The organism is Xanthomonas cucurbitae, from assembly GCF_002939885.1.
Lineage (GTDB): Bacteria > Pseudomonadota > Gammaproteobacteria > Xanthomonadales > Xanthomonadaceae > Xanthomonas > Xanthomonas cucurbitae.
This window is the reverse complement of the sequence record NZ_MDED01000023.1, coordinates 43,587-62,908: the sequence shown is the minus strand read 5'-3', so window position 1 is coordinate 62,908 and position 19,322 is coordinate 43,587. Positions and strand designations below refer to the sequence as shown.

The following is a 19,322-nucleotide window of genomic DNA, read 5'->3' as shown; positions in this document are numbered from 1 at the left end:
TTCCCGATTCCCGATTCCCGATTCCCGATTCCCGATTCCCGATTCCCGATTCCCGATTCCCGCTAAACTGCCGCACATGCAGACCACCACCTTCCGCACCGCCACCGTCGAAGACATCGACGCCCTTGTCCAGCTGGTGACCTCGGCCTATCGCGGCGACAGCAGCCGTGTCGGCTGGACCACCGAGGCCGATCTCCTCGATGGCGCGCGTATCGATCCGGCCGTGCTGCGCCAGGACATCCTGCGCGAGCGCAGCCTGGTGCTGCTGGTCGAACAGGACGGGCGCCTGCTGGCCTGCGCGCACATCGCCGCCGACGACGACGCTGGCTACTTCGGCATGTTCGCGGTCGAGCCAACGCTGCAGGGCAGCGGGCTGGGCAAGACGTTGCTGGCTTACGCCGAGCGTCTGGTGGCCAGCGAGTGGGAATTGCCGCTGATCCGCATGACCGTGATCGATGTGCGACATGAGCTCATCGCCTTCTACGAACGTCGCGGCTACCGCCGTACCGGCGTGTTCAAACCTTTCCCGTATGGCGACGAACGCTTCGGCATGCCGCTACGCGAGGACCTGCGCTTCGAAGTGCTGGAAAAACAGCTCGGACACACCACGCCATGAGCCAGACCTGGACCTTCGTCTGTGCCAGCGCGGCCCTGTTGCCTGGCGAATTGCAGACCGTCTGGGATGAGGTGACCGACGCACCGATCGTGGTGTTCAATCTGGAGGGCGAGCTCTACGCCCTGGAAGACCGCTGCACCCACGAAGACTACGCGTTGTCGCCCGGCAACTTCGACCCGGTGGCGGGCAGCATCGAATGCCAGCTGCATGGCGCACGCTTCGACATCCGCGATGGCCGCCCGCTGTGCGCCCCTGCCTACACCGCCGTGCCCAGGTTCCCGGTCAAGCGCGAACACGACGGTATCTGGACCCGGGACGATCGCTGAGCAGGTTGCCGGCGCATCCCAGCGCCTGTTGAACCTGTACCCTGCCGCGTCAGCATCTGGGTGCCATCGACGCTGCCTCCCATCTGCGCCGCACACGCCCTGCCCGCTGACAGGATTGCGAAGAAGAATGATTTTCATTTAATATCACACTTTCTTTAGGCCTTCTTCACCCGGCCTTTCAGCGACCCCATGCGCCTGCGTCCACCCGGTCCCGCTCCATCGCCCTGCCTGCGCTTCACGGCGTCCGTCCCTGGCGGCGTGCCTGCGGGACGGCGGCGACGCATCGCCTCAGGCTAGCCAGCGCGTCATCCGTATCGTCCTTCGCTCCGTGCCGCCGCCAGGCCGGACACCGTTTCCTTCTTCGAGACCTCTCATGACTCCCAGGATTTCACCGCTCGCCTCGGCCGTACTGTTGACACTGTCTGCACCTGCACTGGCCCAGCCCGGCGATGCCCCGGCTCCTCCCGGCGCGGTGGACCTGGATGCGATCCGGGTACAGCAGGAGCGCGCACAGAAGCCGTCTTCGCCCAAGTACACCGAGGCGCTGCGCGACACCCCGCAGACGATTACCGTGGTCACCAAGCAGACCATGGACCAGCAGAACCTGCTGTCCCTGCGCGATGTGCTCAGCACCCTGCCCGGCATCACCTTCGGTGCCGGCGAAGGCGGCGGCGGGTATGGCGACAACATCAACCTGCGCGGCTTCACCGCCAGCAGCGACATCACCACCGATGGCGTACGCGACAGCGCGCAATACAGCCGCAGCGACACCTTCAACCTGGAGGCGGTGGAACTCATCAACGGCGCCAATTCAGCCATGTCCGGCGCCGGTTCGGTGGGCGGCAACATCAACCTGGTGACCAAGACCGCCGGCCAGGGCGATTTCACCAACGTGCTGATCGGTGGCGGCAGCGACCGCTATGGCCGCCTCGCCGTCGACAGCAACTACGACTTCGACAATGGCACTGCGGTGCGCCTGAATGCCATGGGCCACACCCAGGACGTGCCCGGCCGCGACGAGGAATTCCGTCATCGCTGGGGCTTTGCGCCATCGGTGGCGTTCGGCCTGGGCTCGGACACGCGTTTCACCCTGAGCTATCTGCACCAGCACGACAACAACCTGCCGCAGTACGGCGTGCCGTTCGCACTCAGCCCGTTCAACGATGGCCCGCTGCCGGGCGTGGATGCGGAAACCTATTTCGGCTACCGCAACACCTCGCGCCAGGAAATCGACGTGGACATGCTGACCGGCGTGCTGGACATGGACTTCGGCGACACCGTCAAGCTGCGTAGCCTGGCGCGTCTGCAGCGGGTGGATCAGTCGCTCAATGCCACCGCGCTGCAGGGCACCTGGTGCCTGCCCAACGGCACCGACCCCTACACCGGGCGCGCCTGCGTCGGCCAGCCGCCGGCCACCTGGAATCCCAGCAGCGGCCCGCGCGGGCTGGTGCGCAATACCGAGAACTTCATCGCCCACAGCCAGACCGACCTGACCGCCACGCTGCAGACCGGCGCCATCGAACACCGCCTGGTCGCCGGCGTGGCGATCAGCAAGGAAGATTTCGAGCTGGACAGCGGCACCACCTTCCGCAATGCCGACGGCTCCGCCACCGGCATCACCTTCCCGCTGCAGTCCTTCGACAACCCGTACAACATCTGGACCGGCCCGCAGAACTTCGTCCGCACCGGCCACAGCAAAGGCAGCCTGACCAATCAGGCCATCTATCTGTTCGACACGCTGCAGTTCAACGAGCAGTGGCTGCTCAATGTCGGCGGCCGCTACGAACACAACGAAGGTGCCAGCACCACGTACAACGTCAATGCGGCCGGCAACATCACCGGGGTTGCCGCCGGCTTCCCGGCCGACAGCGACGAGGAGCTGTTCTCCTACCGCGCCGGTCTGGTGTTCAAGCCTGCGGACAACGCCAGCGTGTATCTGTCGTATGCCAACAGCAAGACCCCGTCCAAGGCCTCGGTCAACGGCTCATGCACGCCGATCGCCACCGCCACTGTCGGCGCCAACTGCAACGTCGCGCCGGAAACGGCGGTCAACATCGAACTGGGCGGCAAGTGGGACGTACTGGATGAGCGCCTGGCGCTGACGGCGGCAGTGTTCCGCAACGAGCGCGAAAACTTCAAGGTCAACAGCGGCGACCCGTTGATTCCCGAGCAGGTGTTGGACGGCAAGGCGCGCGTGGACGGCATCGCGCTGGGCGCGGCCGGCTATCTGACCGACCGTTGGTCGATCTTCGCCAACTACACCTTCCTGGACAGCGAAGTGCTGCGAAGCGTGTCCAACCGCACCGCCAGCCTCACCGGCGACCCGGTGGCCGGACGCGACCTGGTGCAGACACCGCGCAATGCTGGCAATGTCTGGACCACCTACACGCTGGACCGCTGGACCTTCGGCTACGGCATCACCTACCAGGGCGGCTTCTACGCGAACAATGCCTCGGCCGCGGCCTACCGCAAGACCGACGATTACTGGGTGCACCGCGCCATGCTCGGCCTGCGCGTCAACGACTGGCTCAGCCTGCAGTTGAACGTCAACAACCTGCTCGACAAGGAGTACTACACCAGCGTGCGCAACAACCTCACCGTCAACGCCGCAGGCACCGTCACCGCCGGCAACGGCTGGGCGTTGCCGGGCGAGGGCCGCTCGGCGGTATTGAACGCCACCTTCAGCTTCTGACCTTGCGAAGCGCCATCCGCCCCGCGCGGATGGCGTGGAGACCACCGCATGCTGTTGCCCATTCCCGATGTCCTGGATGCCGCGCAACTGGGCGCCCTGCGCGCACGGCTGGACGCGGCCGATTGGGCCGATGGCCGCATCACCGCCGGCCACCAGTCGGCCCAGGCCAAGGACAACGCGCAGTTGCCCGAAGGCAGCGCCATCGCGCGCGAGGCCAGCGCGCTGGTGCTGGAAGCGCTGTCACGCAGCAGCACCTTCTTCTCTGCGGTGCTGCCACGCCGGATCTATCCGCCGCTATTCAATCGCTACAGCGGCGGGCAGTCGTTCGGGTATCACGTAGACAACGCGGTGCGCTACGACCGCAGCCATGGCGGCGCCGAGCCGATGCGCACCGATGTCTCCGGTACGCTGTTTCTCAGCGAGCCGGGCAGCTACGACGGTGGCGAACTGGTGATCGAAGACACCTACGGCACGCAGTCGGTCAAGCTGCCGGCCGGGCATCTGGTGATCTATCCCGGCACCAGCCTGCACAAGGTCAATCCGGTCACCCGCGGCACGCGCCTGGCGGCGTTCTTCTGGACCCAGAGCATGCTGCGCGACGCAGCGCAGCGCCGGCTACTGTTTGAACTGGATGTTTCGATTCGGCGGCTGACGCAAGACACGCCCGGCCATCCGGCGCTGATCCAGCTCACCGGCGTGTATCACAACCTGCTGCGGCAATGGGCCGATGTCTGAGCCCGTGTTGGACCCGGCACAGCCCGAGCAGGCCATTGCATCGCTGCGCAAGGCCGCCGCCGGCCAGGACAGCGACGCACAGCTCCTGCTGGCGCAACTGTATGCCGAAGGGCGCGGCATCGCGCGCGATCCGGCTGCGGCGATGCTGTGGTACGAAGTGGCGGCCAATGCCGGGCATCCGCAGGCCATGAACCAACTCGGCCGCTGCCACGAACTGGGCTTCGGCACCCCGGTCAACGACGACTTGGCCGCGCTATGGTATCGCCGCGCCGCCGACCATGGCCTGGACTGGGGCATGTACAACCTGGCGCATCTGTACGCCTCCGGGCGCTCGGTCGCGCAGGACCAGGCGCAGGCGCTGGCGCTGTATCGCCAGGCCGCCGAACGCGGGCATGCCAAGTCGATGAACTTCCTGGCGCGCTATCTCGACCAGGGCCTGGCCTGCACTGCCGACCCACATGCCGCGCGCGACTGGTATCGCCGGTCTGCCGAGGCCGGCGACTTCCGCGGCCAGGCCAGCTACGCCACCTTTCTGGCCGATGCGGGCGCGCTCGATCAAGCCGAGCAGTGGATGCGCCGCGCCATCGCCGGTGGGCATGCCGGCTTCCTGCATCAACTCACCGCGCTGCTCGGCAATGCGCCGCAGCCGCGCCTGCGCGCATTGCTCGGCGAAGTGGCTGCGCGGCAAGCGCAACTGCAAGCACCAGCCGCCACGGACCCGGCCTGAGCACGGCATGTCGCCCTCCAACGCCACCACCGCCAGTGCCCAACAACGCCGTGGATTCTGGCTGCGCATGCTGCACCAATGGCACTGGATCAGCTCGGCGCTGTGCCTGATCGGCATGCTGCTGTTTACGATCACCGGGCTGACCTTGAATCACGCCGCACGCATCGAAGCCAGCCCATCGACGCAACAGCGCACGCTCACCCTGCCGCCCGCGTTGCTCAAGACCCTGGGCGAACGCCAGCAAGGCGATGCGCCGCTGCCACCCCGCGTGGCGCAGTGGCTTGGGCGCGAACTGGATATCGGCATCGGCGCGCACAACGGCGAGTGGTCGCCCGACGAGGTGTATGTGGCGCTGCCGCGGCCCGGCGGCGACGCCTGGCTGAGCCTGGACCGCGCCACTGGCGCGGTCGACTATGAGCGCACCTCGCGCGGCTGGGTCGCCTACGTCAACGACCTGCACAAGGGCCGCAATACCGGGCCGGCCTGGGGCTGGTTCATCGACGTGTTCGCCATCGCCTGCCTGGTGTTCTGCATCACCGGCCTGTTCCTGCTGCACCTGCATGCGCGCCAGCGCCGCATGACCTGGCCGCTGGTCGGCCTGGGCCTGCTGATCCCGCTGCTGCTTGCCCTGTTGTTGATCCACTGACCCTTTCCTCGGAGACGACCATGCGCGCCACCCTGACCATCGCCCTGAGCGGCCTGCTCGCCATGCCGGCGTATGCGGCCACGCTCGATATCAATGTCGAAATCCCCAAGCTCAACGTCGCCGAATACCACCGCCCGTACGTGGCGATCTGGCTGGAAGGCGCGGACCAGAAGGTCGCCGCCAACCTGGCGGTCTGGTATCAGTCCAAGGACACCGCCGAGGGCCACGGCACCAAGTGGTTGCCAGACCTGCGCCAGTGGTGGCGCAAGAGTGGCCGCACGCTGGAGGTGCCGGTCGATGGCGTCACCGGCCCGACCCGCCCGGCTGGCGCGCATGCGCTCTCTTTCAACGACACCAAGGGCGCATTGAAGTCGCTGCCGGCCGGCCAGTACACGCTGGTGGTGGAGGCCGCGCGCGAGGTCGGCGGCCGCGAACTGGTCAAAGTGCCCTTCACCTGGCCGGCAACGGCGGCGCAGAGCGCCAAAGCCAGCGGCAGCAGCGAACTGGGTGCGATCAGCCTCACTGCCAAGCCTTGATGCAGGGCGTCGGCATGGGGCGCAGGCCGCTGTCCTCAGTCTCCGGCCGACCCAAGCCGCCGTCGCCCAACCGTATCGTCGCTTGCAGGTTTTATCTCCACGCCTCCGCCCAGCGCAGCGACTTGCGCTGACCAGACACGCGACCCACCGTCTTCCATGCCCTCAAGGAGTTGTCATGCAACGCTCTCTCGTCCTGACCGCCCTGCTCGCCGCACTGCCGGCTACCGCGCTTGCGCACAAGGCCTGGCTGCTGCCCTCGCAGACCGTCATTGCCGGCGAAGCGCCGTGGATCACCGTCGATGCGGCGGTCTCCAACGACCTGTTCTATTTCAACCATGTGCCGCTGCGGCTGGATAACCTGAGCATCACCGCGCCCGACGGCAGCGCGCTCAAGCCGGACAACCCGGCCACCGGCAAGTACCGCAGCGTGTTCGACCTGCAGCTCACCCAGCCCGGCACCTACAAGCTCAGCATCGTCAATGCCGGCCTGTTTGCCAGCTGGAAGGAAGACGGCAAGCCCAAGCGCTGGCGCGGCAACGAAGCCAGCTTCGCCACCGAGGTGCCGAAGAAAGCACAGGACCTGCAGGTTTCGCAGTCGCTCAGCCGCGTGGAAACCTTCGTCACCCGTGGCGCGCCGACCACCACCGCGTTCAAACCCAGCGGCAAGGGCATCGAGCTGGTGCCGATCACCCATCCCAACGACCTGGTCGCCGGCGAAGCGGCGCACTTCACCCTGCAACTGGATGGCAAGCCGGCCGCCGGGCTGGAGATCGAGATCGTGCGCGGCGGCACCCGTTATCGCGATGCGCAGAACGAGATCAAGCTCAAAACCGATGCCAAGGGCGGCTTCAGCGTGACCTGGCCGGAACCCGGCATGTACTGGCTGGAAACCAGCAGCGAAGACAGCAAGACCTCGCTGCCGCAGGCCAAGCAGCGTCGCCTGGGCTATGTAGCAACACTGGAAGTACTGCCGCAGTAAGAGTGACCAACCAAGCTGCTGCGCATCCGCCAGGCGGGCGCGGCCGGTGCCCGGAAGCGGCATGGATCCTGCGTCCACGCCGATTACGCGTGCGCCGTCCACATCCACCTGACGACTGCTCGCTACGGTTTATCCGCCACTCCTTCCAACGGGCACCACCGCTTGCGTGCGATGGCGATGCCGCAGCGGACGCTCTGCAGTGCCCGCTGCCGTGGCCAGTTGCCTCGATGAGGCCGGGTCTGCGTTCGTCGGGCGGTGGCGGTGAACGCGGCAATCGTCTGCAAGCGGATGCAACCGGCCGCCCCGCGCGTCACCATGGCGTTCCTGCCCCATTGCCCACCGGTCCACGCATGACTTCAACCGCTTCCGCAAACGCCACGCTGGCTACCCTGGGCGGCCGCAGCATGGGCACCACCTGGAGCGTCAAACTGGTGGTGCCGCCCGCACGCGACCTGCATCCGCTGCATGCCGGCATCCAGGCGGCGCTCGACCGCGTGGTCGCGCAGATGAGCACCTGGGAAGCGGGCTCGGACATCAGCCGCTATAACGCTGCGCCAGCCGGCCACTGGCAGGCCCTGCCCGAGGAGTTCCACACCGTCCTGCAGACCGCCTTGCAAATCGCACAGGCCAGCGGAGGGGCGTTCGACCCCACCGTTGGGCCGATGGTCGAGCTGTGGGGGTTCGGTGCCGCCCCCGGCCGGCACCAGGTGCCCTCTTCCGAACAGATCGCACTGGCCAGCCTGCGTTGTGGATGGCAGCGCGTGGAGCTGGTGCGCGGGCGCGTGCTGCAAGCGGGAGCGGTAGCGCTGGATCTGTCTGCCATTGCCAAGGGCTACGGCGTGGATTGCGTCCACCACACCTTGCTGCAGGCTGGCGTCGCCAGCGCCTTGATCGAGGTCGGCGGCGAGCTGTTCGGCTATGGACGCAAACCCGATGGCAGCGCCTGGCACGTGCTGGTCGAATCGGCGGCCGACGAAGACGCCGGTGCGGCGTTGCCGGCGCGCGTGCTGGTGCTGGACGGGTTGGCGGTGGCCACTTCGGGCGACCGCTGGCACCGCTTCGATGCCGGCGGCACGCGCTACGCGCACACCATCGATCCGCGCACCGGTGCGCCGGTGCCGCATGCCCCGGCGGCGGTGACGGTACTGGCCGCCGACGCCATGCATGCCGACGCCTGGGCCACCGCAATGACCGTCCTCGGCCCCGAGGCCGGGCTTGCCCACGCCCGCATCGCCGAGCTGGCAGTGCGCTTCCTGGCGCGTCAGGGCGGTGCACTGCACGAATCCATGAGCCCTGCCTTCGAACGTCACCTGGCCGACGCATGACCAGCCCAGCTCCACGGCTCTGGCTGGGCAATGGCGTACTGCTGCTGGCCTTGGCCGCACTTGCCGGCTGGCTGGGCAGCCTGCACGCCGGCACCTGGTGGAGTGCGCCGGCACCAGCGCGCTGGCAGTGGGCCGGTGCCGCAGTGGCCCTGTACGCGGTGCTCTGCGGCGTGGCCTGGGCGCATCATCGCAGGCAGCACAGCGCCAACGCTGACGACTGCGGCGTCCTGATCGTCTGGGCGAGCCAGACCGGATTCGCCCGCGAACTGGCCGAGCGCTGTGAAGCCGCCCTGCAAGGTGCAGGCGTCGCTGCCTGTGCACTGCCGCTGGAGGAAGTGGATGCCGATCGACTCGCGCGCGTGCCGCAGTTGCTGTGCATCCTCAGCACCAGCGGCGAAGGCGATGCGCCCGACCACGCGCAGGCCGTGGAGCGCGACTGGCTGGCCCGCGACAGCCAGGACCTGGCCGCCGTACGGTACGCAGTGCTGGCACTGGGCGATCGTCGCTACACGCAGTTCTGCGCCTTCGGCCGACGCATCGACAGCTGGCTGCAGGCACGCGGCGCCAGCGCGCTGTTCGAGCGCATCGATGTGGACAACGCCGATCCACGCGCGTTGCAGCGATGGCAGGACCACCTGACCGTGCTGGCACCGGCACTCGCCTCGCAGGCGACGTGCAGCGTGCCGAGCGTCGGCACCTGGCGACTTCGCGAACGCCGTCACGTCAACCCGGGCAGCGCCGGGGCGCCCATCCAGCGGCTTCGGCTCACCCCCCACGATGGCCCGCTGCCGCAGTGGACTGCAGGCGATATCGCCGAGATCGTCCCGCAAAATCCGCCAGACCTGGTGGAGGCCTGGCTACGCCGGCACCAGCTGGACGGGGCACGCCTGATCGACGATCGCGCGTTGCGCGACTGGCTGGCCAGCGCACGACTCCCCGCCGACGGCGATGTGGCCAGCGGCGAGGCCGTCGCCAGCACCATCGACGCGCATGCGCTGGTCCGCAGCCTGGTGGCGCTACCGCATCGCGACTACTCGCTGGCGTCGATTCCGCAGCAGGGCCATGTCGAACTGCTGGTTCGCGAACACCGGCATGCCGATGGTGGGCTTGGCCTGGGCAGCGGCTGGCTCTGCACACATGCGCCATTGCATGCGCCGATCGCGCTGCGCATCCGCCGCAATCCCGGCTTCCATCCGCCGACACCGGATCGGCCGATGGTGCTGATCGGCAACGGCACCGGCATTGCCGGCCTGCGCGCACATCTGTGCGCACGCATTGCCGCCGGTGCGCACGACAACTGGCTGGTGTTTGGCGAACGCAACGCCGCGCACGACGCGCTGTACGCCGACGAACTGAGGCAATGGCAGCAGGACGGCCATATCGCGCGGCTGGACCTGGTGTACTCGCGCGACAGGGATCCAGCGCTACGCTACGTGCAACACGCGCTGGCCGCGGCCGCCGACACCCTGCGGCGCTGGATCGACCGAGGCGCCTGCCTCTATCTGTGCGGCAGCCTGCGCGGCATGGCTCCGGAGGTGGACAGGACGCTGGACCGCATTCTGGGCCCCGATGTCAGGCTGCAACTGCTGCGCAGCGGCCGGTATCGCCGCGATGTGTACTGAGCGCGGCTGAGGGCGCGTAGCGAACCGTCGTCGGGTGGGTGTGGACGGTGCGCTCAGAACCGGAGTATACGAGTGATACATGCCGATGCCGGGCACCGGCCACGCCCGCCTGACCACCGCACACAGGCAACGATAAAGGCAACCCATGCGACCGAGGCCGGCCTACGCCGGCAATGTTCCCGGATGCATCGGCGTTGTCTTGCCGCAGCGAGGTGCCGCCGGTAGCTCAGGCGAGCTGGCTCACCCGTATCGCCAGCAGCTCGCCGCCGCCATCGAGCAGGTATCGGGTGCGCGTGGATGCGCTCAGCCAGGCCGTGTCTCCGGCAGCCAGCGGCGGCAGCCCGCTATCGCGTCCGAAGCTGGCCTGCCCGGCTAGCAGATGGATGGCCCAGGCACTGTCCCGATCTGCAAAGAACATCATGCTGCCGACCAACGGCCGGTGCAGGAGCTCGGCCCGCAGCAGGTCGCGCCGCCACATCAGGTTGAAATCCTGTGTCGGGCCATCCAGCAGCGTGGCGCGCACCGTGTCTTCCCCGGCAAAACGCACCCGCTGATACGGCGGCAGCAATTCGACCCGGCGATCGCTGCCTGCTGCGCAAGCCGGCGCCGGGATGGCATGGCCAGCCGGATCCAGTGGGGCGCCGTCTTGCAGGCCGCCACCCTCACTGCCGGCAGCAGCGCCGAAGTCCAGGCGCATTCCGTTGCCCCGCAGCAGCACCAGTTCACGATCGACGTCCGGGAATGCGGAAAACGCGGCGTTCTGCTCGATCTCGGCGATCGACAGGCGCAACGCCCAGCGTTGCGCGTCGCCGAGTCGCAGGATTTCGCGGGTCCAACCCAATCGATTGCGCCAGCGCTCGCGGTGATATTCGATGGCCGGAATCACCCGGCTGCTCAGGTCTGTCAGCTGCATCGACACATTGTGCCTCAGCCGCAGCGCGCCACGCCGACATGCTGGCGTGCTGGCGTTGCGTCATCAGGGGCAGCCACTGCGTCACTGCCCGATGCATCAGGTCTCATCGCCACGGCATGCGACCCGTGGACACCGCTGTGCGGCGCATGCCGCGCCGGGCACGCTGCCACGCGACAGCAACAAGCGACAAGCGACAGTAACGTGCGCCAGGCGGCGCGAGGGGTGCATCGCTCGCCGCACGCAGTCGCGTCCGCTCGGATTCGGCCGAGCCAGGCCAGAGCAAGCCCGGCACCGCGCCTGCCAGACGCGCATGCCACAAACGAAAAACGCCCGGCTGCACGTCCAAGTGCAACACCGGGCGATTCCACGTCCTTGTCGGCTTCCAGCCATCCCCCGGACATCCTGTCCAGTTAGGTTGCGGCCACGCATCCTCGCGTCGAACCGTATCCCGGATCCGTTCCCCTCAACGCCGTCCCACCGGTTTCACCGCCGCCCCCTTGGCAGCCTTCTTGGCGGGCGCCATCGTGGCCCCCACTTCGATCAGGTCGCGATTCCGTTCGACCGTCTTGAGTCCGATGCCCTTGACCAGCGCCAGTTCCTCGGCGCTTTTGAAGGGACCGTTTGCCTGACGGTGCTCGACGATCGCCTCGGCTTTTGATCGCCCGACGTTCAGCAGCACCTTGTCCAATTCCTCAGCAGACGCGGTATTGATGTCCACCCTCTCCAGCGCGTACGCATTCGAGGACAGCAGCAATGCCAGCAGCAGGGACTTCAGGACTACGGTAAATGACTTCATTGCAACGCTCCTTGTGGCTTGGGTGATGGTTCCTGGCCGGCATTCTTGCCAGCGGAGCCAGTGTCCCGCGCCACATGCAGCCATCCTATCGCCGGCCGACTCTCCGAACAGCCGGTGAACTGCGCGCCGCCTTGTAGGAAAATTCCTACCCAGACGGCGGGCGTAGAATGTGCCATCACGTCTGCATTCGGAGCCTTCATGGACAGCGCCAAGATCGACCAGCTCGTCAGTGACACCTGGGACCGCGAAATCGTCCCGCAGCTGGTCGATTACATCCGTATCCCCAACAAGTCGCCAATGTTCGACGCCGACTGGGTGGCCAACGGCTACATGGAGCAGGCCGTGGGCCTGATGGAACGCTGGGCGCGCGCGCAGGCGATCGACGGCATGCAGGTCGAGGTGGTGCGCCTGCAAGGCCGCACGCCGTTGATCTTCATCGAGATTCCGGCCACTGGCACCGAGTCCGGCGACGACACCGTGCTGCTCTACGGCCACCTGGACAAGCAACCGGAAATGACCGGCTGGGATGCCGACCTTGGCCCCTGGGAGCCGGTGTTGCGCGAGGACAGGTTGTACGGCCGCGGTGGCGCCGACGACGGCTACGCGATCTTCGGGTCGCTGGCGGCGATCCTGGCGCTGCGTACCCAGGGCCTGCCGCATGCGCGCTGCGTGGTGCTGATCGAGGCCTGCGAAGAGTCCGGCAGCTACGATCTGCCCGCCTATGTGGATCATCTGGCCCAGCGCATCGGCAAGCCGTCGCTGGTGGTCTGCCTGGATTCGGGTTGCGGCAACTATGAGCAGCTGTGGTGCACCACCTCCTTGCGCGGCCTGACCGGCGGCAACCTCAGCGTGAAGGTGCTGGAGGAAGGCGTGCATTCCGGCGATGCCTCCGGCGTGGTGCCGTCCAGTTTCCGCCTGCTGCGCCAGCTGCTGTCGCGCATCGAAGACGCAACCACCGGCCGCATCCTGCTGGACGGCCTGCATGTGGAAGTGCCCGCTGAGCGGCTGACCCAGGCCAGGGCCGCTGCGGCCACGCTGGATACCGCGATCTTCGACAAGTTCCCGATGGTCGATGGCCTGGCGCCGATGCACGAGGATCTGACCGAGCTGGTGTTGAACCGGACCTGGCGCCCGGCGCTGTCGGTCACCGGGGTGGACGGCATGCCGCCGCTGGCCTCGGCCGGCAACGTGCTGCGCCCGCATACCGCGGTGAAGCTCTCGCTGCGGTTGCCGCCGACCGCCGACGGCAAGGCCTGTGGCGAACTGCTCAAGGCCGCCCTGCTGCGCGACCCGCCCAATGGCGCGCAGGTGAGCCTGGAGCTGGAAAAAGCCTCCTCCGGGTGGAATGCGCCGGAGATGGCGCCGTGGCTGGCTAAAGCCATCGACGATGCCAGCCAGGTGTTCTTCGCCAAGCCGGCGATGTACATGGGCGAAGGCGGCTCGATCCCGTTCATGGGCATGCTCGGCGAGAAGTTCCCGGGCGCGCAATTCATGATTACCGGCGTGCTGGGGCCGCATTCCAATGCACATGGGCCGAACGAGTTCCTGCACATCCCGATGGGCAAGCGGGTGACGGCCTGCGTGTCGAAGGTGATCGCCGAACATCACGCCGCCTGCCTGCGTGGGGAAACCAGCGGCTCGCCGGTGGCTGCCGATAGCGGCACCCGGCATGGTGGGCACGGCTGCTGCTGAGTCCTGGGATTGGCCCTTGCATGCGGTTGGGTGACAAGGTCATCGGACGGGCGGCGGTGTTCGGGGTCTGGGTGAGAGGCTGTCGATTGGGATTGCCTGATGATCCTCTCCTCGCCCCAACCCGTCTCCCGGCGGGAGAGGGGCTTTTTGTTGGTGCTGCGCTTCTTCCGTGCGGACCTCGCTGACTTCTCGCGGCTCGCGCCACCACGTTGCGGCTCATGCTCCACCAAGCCGCCGGCGTTGTGCGCGCAGCGCGAGTGGACAGCATCCGAGATGCTAGTCTGCCGATCCCGTTCGCTCTGGTGCTGCAATGAACACAGTGTTTGGTAGCGACAGCTGGCTCTACATCCTGCTGGTCGGGTTCGTGGTCGGGTTGCTGGCGCGCTTCATCACCCCGGGAACGCAGCGCCTGGGCTGTCTGCTGACCATCGTGCTGGGCATTGCCGGTGCGGTGGTGGCGAGCTGGTTCGGGCGCTACATGGGCTGGTACCGCCCGGGCGAGCCGGCCGGATTCCTGGGCGCGGTGCTCGGCGCCATCGCCATTCTCGCGCTGCTGCGGCTGTTCAGCGGCAGCAAGCGCTGAGCGCTGCCTCCATCACCTCACGAGACAGCCACCACAGATGACGTCTTCCCCTTCAGACACCGCGCGCGACGCGCTTCGCCTGCAGTGGGCGCGCCATGCGCTCGACGATCCGCACGCCACCTTGCAACGCGCCTCGGTCGATGCGGGATTCCGCAGCTATTGGCGCACCAACGGACACGGTGCGCAGCGCATCCTGATGGATGCGCCGCCGCAGCTGGAAAACGTGGCGCCGTGGTTGCGGATGCAGGCGCTGCTGGGCGTGCATGGCGTGCGCGTGCCGCAGGTAGTTGCGCAGGATCTGCAGACCGGCTTCCTGTTGCTGGAGGACCTTGGGGTACCAACCCTGGCTCAGGTGCTGACCGAGGCCAATGCCGACGCGTTGCTGGACGGTGCGGTTGCGCAACTGCTGTTGCTGCAGGCGATCCCGCCGCCTGCCGATAGCGGCAGCTTCGGCGAGGCCCTGCTGCAGCGCGATGCCGGATTGTTCGAGGAATGGTTCCTTGGCAAACATCTGGGCGTGCAGCTGGACTGCGCACATGCCGAGCAGTTGCAGCTGGTGCAACGCCGCTTGATGGACAACGCGCTGGCACAGCCGCAGGTGTTCACCCATCGCGATTTCATGCCGCGCAACCTGATGCCTGTACCCGATGGCCCGGCGGTGCTGGATTTCCAGGATTGCGTGATCGGCCCGATCGCCTACGACCCGATCAGCCTGTTCAAGGACACCTCGGTGAGCTGGCCGATCGCCCGCGTGGACGGCTGGCTGGCGCGCTACCACGCGCGCGCTAGTGCGGCAGGCTTGCCGGTTCCGCCGCTGGCGCAGTTCCTGCGCGATGCGGACTGGATGGGCGTGCAACGGCATCTGAAGAATCTGGGCATCTTCTCGCGCCTGAGCCATCGCGATGGCAAGCACTGGTATCTGGACAACGTACCGCACTTCATCGCCTATCTGGACGAGGTGCTGCCGCGCTACGCGGAGCTGGCGCCGTTGATCGATGTGCTGGAACAGGTCGTCAAGCCTGCCCTGGCCGCGCACACCGCGCAGGCCACGCCATGAAGGCGCTGATCTTTGCCGCAGGCTTGGGCGAGCGGATGCGTCCGCTGACCGAGCGCACGCCCAAGCCGTTGCTGGCGGTCGGCGACACTCCCCTGATCGTCTGGCATCTGCGCAAACTCGCCGCGCTGGGCGTGGACGAGGTGGTGGTCAATACCTCCTGGCTGGCCGAGCAGTTTCCGCAGGTCTTGGGAGACGGCAGTACGCTCGGCCTGCGCCTGCACTATTCCTTCGAGGGCGCTGCACCGTTGGAGACTGGCGGCGGCATGCTGCATGCGTTGCCGCTGCTGGGCGATGCGCCGTTCCTGCTGGTCAACGGCGATATCTGGAGCGACTTCGACTTTGCGCGCCTGTCGCGCGCACCGGCCGGGCTGGCGCAGTTGGTGCTGGTCGACAAGCCTGCCTATGCGGCCCACGCCGACTTCGCCCTACAGGCCGACGGCAAAGTACGTGCGGATCTGCCTGCCACCCACACGTACGCCGGTATTGGAGTGTTCCGGCCGGCACTGCTGCACGACTGGCAATCCGTGATCGGGCCATTGCCTGAGCAGGCCGGCGCGACGCCGCGGTTTGCGCTGGCGCCCATCCTGCGCGCGCAGATGGCGGCAGGCTTGATCGATGGCATCCTCCATTCCGGACGCTGGACCGATGTCGGCACGCCGCAGCGGCTGGCGGAACTGGATGCGCAGTTACTGCGTGACCGCGGCTGATCGCAACCACGCTGCTGCAACGCCGGCCGCGCACCGTGCATTGCTTGAATCACCCACACCGACCATCTCGATGGTCCTTGCAGCCAACTCAAGGGCCGTCACTCCGGCTCTTATCCATGCGCACCGACCATCCCGACGGGTCCTTGCCCGCCTACCGTCGCGGGACCTTACGCGGCATGGATGCCGCGTAAGAGCCTACAGGGACGTACTTGCGGCGTGTCCTGCGATGGTGGGCGGGCAAGGGCCTTGCAGCAGAGCCACAGACCAGCTGCTCTGCAAGCTCCAGACGATGTGCCATGAGCGCCTGGACACTGCGATAGGTGCGCGGATGGCAAGCGCTGAGCAGCTCGTGTCCGCGTAGCGGTGAGCGTGGCAACTCTGTCAGGTGCTCGAAGACCCGCGATCCTCCAGGACCCGCCGCAAAAACGGCACGGTGATGCGGCGCTTGGCGGCCAGCGATTCGCGATCAAGCCGTTCCAGCAAGGCCACTAGGCCGGCCAGTTCGCGCTCGCTGTGGGTCAGCAGCCAGTCGATCGCCGCGTCGTCCAGCGCGAGGCCACGTCGCTGTGCCCGGTCGCGCAGCACCGCCGCGCGCGCCGCGTCGTCGAGCACCGGTAATCCGATGCGGATGCACTGCGACAGCCGCGAGCGCAGATCGGGCAACACCAGCGCCAGCCCGTCGGGCATCTGCCGCGCGGTATAGAGCAAGGTACTGCCGGCCGCGCGCGCGCGGTTGTGGAAATCGAACAGGGCCACTTCGTCGTCGCGTTGCCCGGCGATGCTGTCCACCCCGTCCAGCGCCACCAGGCTGCGCCCTTCCAGCGCTTCAAGCGCATCGCGCAGGCGGCCGGCAGCGGCGTGCAGCGGCAGGTAGGCCGGCGCGCGCCCGGCCTGCTCGGCCGCCGCGCACAGCGCCAGCGCCAGATGCGTCTTGCCGGTGCCGGCGGGACCGGACAGATACAGCCAATCGCTCACCTGCCCGGCGGCCAGGGCCTGCAACTGGGCAAGCAGGCCGTCGGGCGCGGCGATGTAGCTGTCCAGGCGCTGGTCGGGTGGCGCACGCAACGCCAGCGGCAACTGCGGCACGCTCACGACCGATCTGCGTCCTTGGTCGGGTCGATGATGACGCTGCGTTCGGGCGTGGACTGCAGCACGATGCCGGCCCGCTGGCCCGCATACAGATCGCTGCGGGTGTACTGCTCGTGCGCGTAGCGCAGCAGCACGTTGGCCACCGCAGCCACCGGCAACGCCAGCAGCATGCCGAGGAAGCCGAACAGCTGGCCACCGGCCATCACCGCGAAGATCACCGCCACCGGGTGCAGGCCGATTTTGTCCCCGACGATGCGCGGGGTGAGCACGTAGCTCTCCAGCAACTGGCCGACGGTGAACACCACACCTACGCCGATCAGCAGTTTCAGGTCCAGCCCCTGCGCCTGCACGATGGCCGCCAGCAGCGCCAGCACGATGCCGGTGGTGGCGCCCAGATAGGGAATGAAGCTGATGAAGCCGGCGATGATGCCGATCAGCAGCCCCAGGTTGAGCCCGATGATGGACAGGCCGGTGGCGTAGATCGCCCCCAGCGCCAGCATCACCAGGAACTGTCCGCGGATGAAGCCGCCCAGCACGTCGTTGGATTCCAGCGCCAACCGGCTCACGGTACCGATGTAGGCGCGCGGGATGACTGCCGCCACCCGCTCCACCAGCCGGTCCCAGTCACGCAGGAAGTAGAACGCCAGGATCGGCAGCAGCGCCAGGTTGATCACCCAGGTCACCATCGCAAAGCCCGAACGCGAGACGTAGCCGAAGAAGGTCTTGGCTGCGCCGCCGGCCTGTTCCCAGTGGCTGCGGATCCAGTCGATCAGCCGCTCCGGATCCAGCCAGGCCATCAGCTGCACGCCGGTCTTCGCCTCAAGCCACGGAATGGCGGTGCCGATCGCCCAGTTGCGCATCTGCGGCAGCGCATCGATCAGGGTCATGATCTGGCGTTCGATCATCGGCACCAGGATCATCAACGCCAATACGAACAGCAGCGTCGCCAGCACGAACACCAACACCACCGCCACGTTGCGCGAACGCCCGGCCCGCTCGATGCGGTCCACCAGCGGGTCGCCCAGCCAGGCCAGCAGCAGCGCCAGCACGAACGGGGTCAGGATCGGGGCCAGCAGCGAGACCACCCACAGCACGCCGACGATCACCGCTGCCCATTTGAGGCGGCGCAGGAACAGGGCGATTTCGGCTTCGGGAGTCAAGGTCATTTCAGGCGGTACTCGGCGTGCTCGTTGTCGAGAATGATCGGGCCCTCGGTCGGTACCGAAACCGAGACCAGGGGACTGTTGTCGCCGAGCATACGGTTGAGCCCGGAAATGCCCGTGAGCAATTCCAGGTCCACTTCCATGCGGTCGCCATTAGCGCTGACCGGGCGGATGCTGCGCACCACCGACACGCCCTGTAGCGCAGCGGCCACCCGCAGATAGTCGTCGGCGCTGTGAATGCCGGTAATCACCGCGCGATACACGCCCGGCACGCCTGAATCCACCCGCTTGGCGTAGCGCTTGACCAGTGCATCGGCGGCGCCATCGGCACCGGCGGCGATGGCGCGGCGGGCGTCGCCATCGCTGCTGGTCCAGCTGGACAGCACGTTGCCGTTGTCCACGAACACCCAATCGGCGGTCCAGCCGGCATCGCTACGGTAGAGCTTGCCGATCAATTGCATCGGCGGGCTGTACTTGGCCGAAGCGCGCGCCACGGCGGCGGTGTCCTTGCGCCAGATCGCACCGGCCAGCGCCTGCTCGGCGGCGGCCCCGCCTGGCAGGCCGAGCCGATAGCCGCGCTCGATGGCATGGTCGAGCACGCTGCGCGCGGCATTGGCCTGCGCCACGCCGACCAAGCGCGGGCCGCTGCCATCGTCGATGGCCAGCCACAGCACCGGCTTGGGGCGCGGCAGCGGCCAGACCGGCAAGCCCAGCGCGGCGATCAAGCCATCCACGTCCGATTGCCGGAACCGCGCAACCAGGGTCGTGCGGAAGGTGGGCGCGCCAGTGCGCGAGGTGCCCTGATCCTGGCGGTAGTCGTAGTGTTCGACGTAGTTGGGCGCGTTACGCAGCGCCTGCGGCACGCCGGGGCGGCTCATGACGCTGCGGTCGCCGGAGACCTTGCCCAGCACCGCCCCCAGCGCGCGCGCCAGGGCACCGGGGCGATCGGACTCGCCCTGGCTGTTGACCGGCACTTCGGCATCGTAGGCGCTCTGCGCCTTGGCGACATCGCCTTCGGTGCGCAGGTCTGCCTGCGCAAAGGCCGGAACGACGGGCATGGCGACCACGAGGGCGAGAAAGAAAGCGAGACTGCGGCGCATCGACGGTTCCATGGCGTA

The 19,322-nt window shown here is 67.4% G+C and carries 19 protein-coding genes and 2 other RNA genes; 15 read left to right on the top strand and 6 right to left on the bottom strand.

The window, feature by feature from the left end:
- Positions 1-76: 76 nt before the first annotated feature.
- The 11 genes from XcuCFBP2542_RS13065 to XcuCFBP2542_RS13015 all read left to right on the top strand — a co-directional run bounded on the left by XcuCFBP2542_RS13065 (position 77) and on the right by XcuCFBP2542_RS13015 (position 10,204).
- Positions 77-616: a GNAT family N-acetyltransferase gene (locus XcuCFBP2542_RS13065; RefSeq protein WP_104603992.1), complete on the top strand. Its 540-nt coding sequence runs from the start codon at positions 77-79 to the stop codon at positions 614-616.
- Positions 613-942, top strand: a complete 330-nt coding sequence (locus XcuCFBP2542_RS13060; RefSeq protein ID WP_104603991.1) for a non-heme iron oxygenase ferredoxin subunit — start codon at positions 613-615, stop codon at positions 940-942. Before XcuCFBP2542_RS13065 ends, XcuCFBP2542_RS13060 begins: the two co-directional genes overlap by 4 nt.
- 373 nt (positions 943-1,315) lie before the next feature.
- Positions 1,316-3,634, top strand: coding sequence for a TonB-dependent receptor (locus XcuCFBP2542_RS13055; RefSeq protein WP_104603990.1), 2,319 nt, complete (start codon positions 1,316-1,318; stop codon positions 3,632-3,634).
- 48 nt (positions 3,635-3,682) lie between these two features.
- Positions 3,683-4,369: a Fe2+-dependent dioxygenase gene (locus tag XcuCFBP2542_RS13050; RefSeq protein WP_104603989.1), complete on the top strand. Its 687-nt coding sequence runs from the start codon at positions 3,683-3,685 to the stop codon at positions 4,367-4,369.
- Positions 4,362-5,096, top strand: a complete 735-nt coding sequence (locus XcuCFBP2542_RS13045; RefSeq protein ID WP_104603988.1) for a tetratricopeptide repeat protein — start codon at positions 4,362-4,364, stop codon at positions 5,094-5,096. Before XcuCFBP2542_RS13050 ends, XcuCFBP2542_RS13045 begins: the two co-directional genes overlap by 8 nt.
- Before the next feature lie 7 nt (positions 5,097-5,103).
- Complete coding sequence (locus tag XcuCFBP2542_RS13040) at positions 5,104-5,742, top strand: PepSY-associated TM helix domain-containing protein (RefSeq protein ID WP_104603987.1); 639 nt, start codon at positions 5,104-5,106, stop codon at positions 5,740-5,742.
- A gap of 20 nt (positions 5,743-5,762) precedes the next feature.
- Positions 5,763-6,278 carry a DUF2271 domain-containing protein gene (locus XcuCFBP2542_RS13035; protein ID WP_104603986.1) on the top strand — a complete coding sequence of 172 codons (516 nt, stop codon included), beginning with the start codon at positions 5,763-5,765 and terminating at the stop codon, positions 6,276-6,278.
- Between the two features lie 175 nt (positions 6,279-6,453).
- The gene (locus XcuCFBP2542_RS13030) at positions 6,454-7,257 is read left to right on the top strand and encodes a DUF4198 domain-containing protein (protein WP_104603985.1); all 804 of its coding nucleotides are present in this window, start codon (positions 6,454-6,456) and stop codon (positions 7,255-7,257) included.
- Between the two features lie 61 nt (positions 7,258-7,318).
- A non-coding RNA gene (locus XcuCFBP2542_RS13025) (sX9 sRNA) lies at positions 7,319-7,395 on the top strand.
- A gap of 212 nt (positions 7,396-7,607) precedes the next feature.
- Positions 7,608-8,582, top strand: a complete 975-nt coding sequence (locus XcuCFBP2542_RS13020) for an FAD:protein FMN transferase (RefSeq protein ID WP_104603984.1) — start codon at positions 7,608-7,610, stop codon at positions 8,580-8,582.
- Entirely contained in the window at positions 8,579-10,204 is a 1,626-nt protein-coding gene (locus tag XcuCFBP2542_RS13015) for a sulfite reductase subunit alpha (protein WP_104603983.1), read from the top strand. Before XcuCFBP2542_RS13020 ends, XcuCFBP2542_RS13015 begins: the two co-directional genes overlap by 4 nt.
- A gap of 4 nt (positions 10,205-10,208) precedes the next feature.
- On the opposite strand, the gene XcuCFBP2542_RS13010 is transcribed toward XcuCFBP2542_RS13015, so the two are convergent.
- The 3 genes from XcuCFBP2542_RS13010 to XcuCFBP2542_RS13000 form a co-directional block, all read right to left on the bottom strand.
- Positions 10,209-10,285: non-coding RNA, sX9 sRNA (locus tag XcuCFBP2542_RS13010), on the bottom strand.
- Between the two features lie 145 nt (positions 10,286-10,430).
- Positions 10,431-11,117 (bottom strand): HutD/Ves family protein, encoded by a 687-nt coding sequence (locus XcuCFBP2542_RS13005; RefSeq protein ID WP_104603982.1) that lies wholly within the window; start codon positions 11,115-11,117, stop codon positions 10,431-10,433.
- A gap of 463 nt (positions 11,118-11,580) precedes the next feature.
- Positions 11,581-11,913, bottom strand: coding sequence for a ComEA family DNA-binding protein (locus XcuCFBP2542_RS13000; protein WP_104603981.1), 333 nt, complete (start codon positions 11,911-11,913; stop codon positions 11,581-11,583).
- Between the two features lie 198 nt (positions 11,914-12,111).
- On the opposite strand from XcuCFBP2542_RS13000, the gene XcuCFBP2542_RS12995 reads away from it, so the two are divergent.
- The 4 genes from XcuCFBP2542_RS12995 to murU all read left to right on the top strand — a co-directional run bounded on the left by XcuCFBP2542_RS12995 (position 12,112) and on the right by murU (position 15,952).
- Positions 12,112-13,605 (top strand): M20 family metallopeptidase, encoded by a 1,494-nt coding sequence (locus XcuCFBP2542_RS12995; protein WP_104603980.1) that lies wholly within the window; start codon positions 12,112-12,114, stop codon positions 13,603-13,605.
- Between the two features lie 310 nt (positions 13,606-13,915).
- Positions 13,916-14,188: a GlsB/YeaQ/YmgE family stress response membrane protein gene (locus XcuCFBP2542_RS12990; RefSeq protein WP_104603979.1), complete on the top strand. Its 273-nt coding sequence runs from the start codon at positions 13,916-13,918 to the stop codon at positions 14,186-14,188.
- A gap of 37 nt (positions 14,189-14,225) precedes the next feature.
- On the top strand, positions 14,226-15,245 hold the full coding sequence (locus tag XcuCFBP2542_RS12985; RefSeq protein ID WP_104603978.1) for an aminoglycoside phosphotransferase family protein: 1,020 nt from the start codon (positions 14,226-14,228) through the stop codon (positions 15,243-15,245).
- On the top strand, positions 15,242-15,952 hold the full coding sequence (gene murU, locus XcuCFBP2542_RS12980) for an N-acetylmuramate alpha-1-phosphate uridylyltransferase MurU (protein WP_104603977.1): 711 nt from the start codon (positions 15,242-15,244) through the stop codon (positions 15,950-15,952). The genes XcuCFBP2542_RS12985 and murU overlap by 4 nt, the downstream gene beginning before the upstream one ends.
- A 381-nt stretch (positions 15,953-16,333) precedes the next feature.
- On the opposite strand, the gene hda is transcribed toward murU, so the two are convergent.
- The 3 genes from hda to XcuCFBP2542_RS12960 are packed head-to-tail and all read right to left on the bottom strand — an operon-like array spanning position 16,334 to position 19,316.
- Positions 16,334-17,044: a DnaA regulatory inactivator Hda gene (gene hda, locus XcuCFBP2542_RS12970; RefSeq protein ID WP_104603976.1), complete on the bottom strand. Its 711-nt coding sequence runs from the start codon at positions 17,042-17,044 to the stop codon at positions 16,334-16,336.
- A complete protein-coding gene (locus tag XcuCFBP2542_RS12965; protein WP_104603975.1) occupies positions 17,041-18,207 on the bottom strand; it encodes an AI-2E family transporter in 1,167 nt (388 codons plus the stop codon). Before XcuCFBP2542_RS12965 ends, hda begins: the two co-directional genes overlap by 4 nt.
- A complete protein-coding gene (locus tag XcuCFBP2542_RS12960) occupies positions 18,204-19,316 on the bottom strand; it encodes a DUF2066 domain-containing protein (RefSeq protein ID WP_167526917.1) in 1,113 nt (370 codons plus the stop codon). Before XcuCFBP2542_RS12960 ends, XcuCFBP2542_RS12965 begins: the two co-directional genes overlap by 4 nt.
- Positions 19,317-19,322 lie beyond the last annotated feature (6 nt).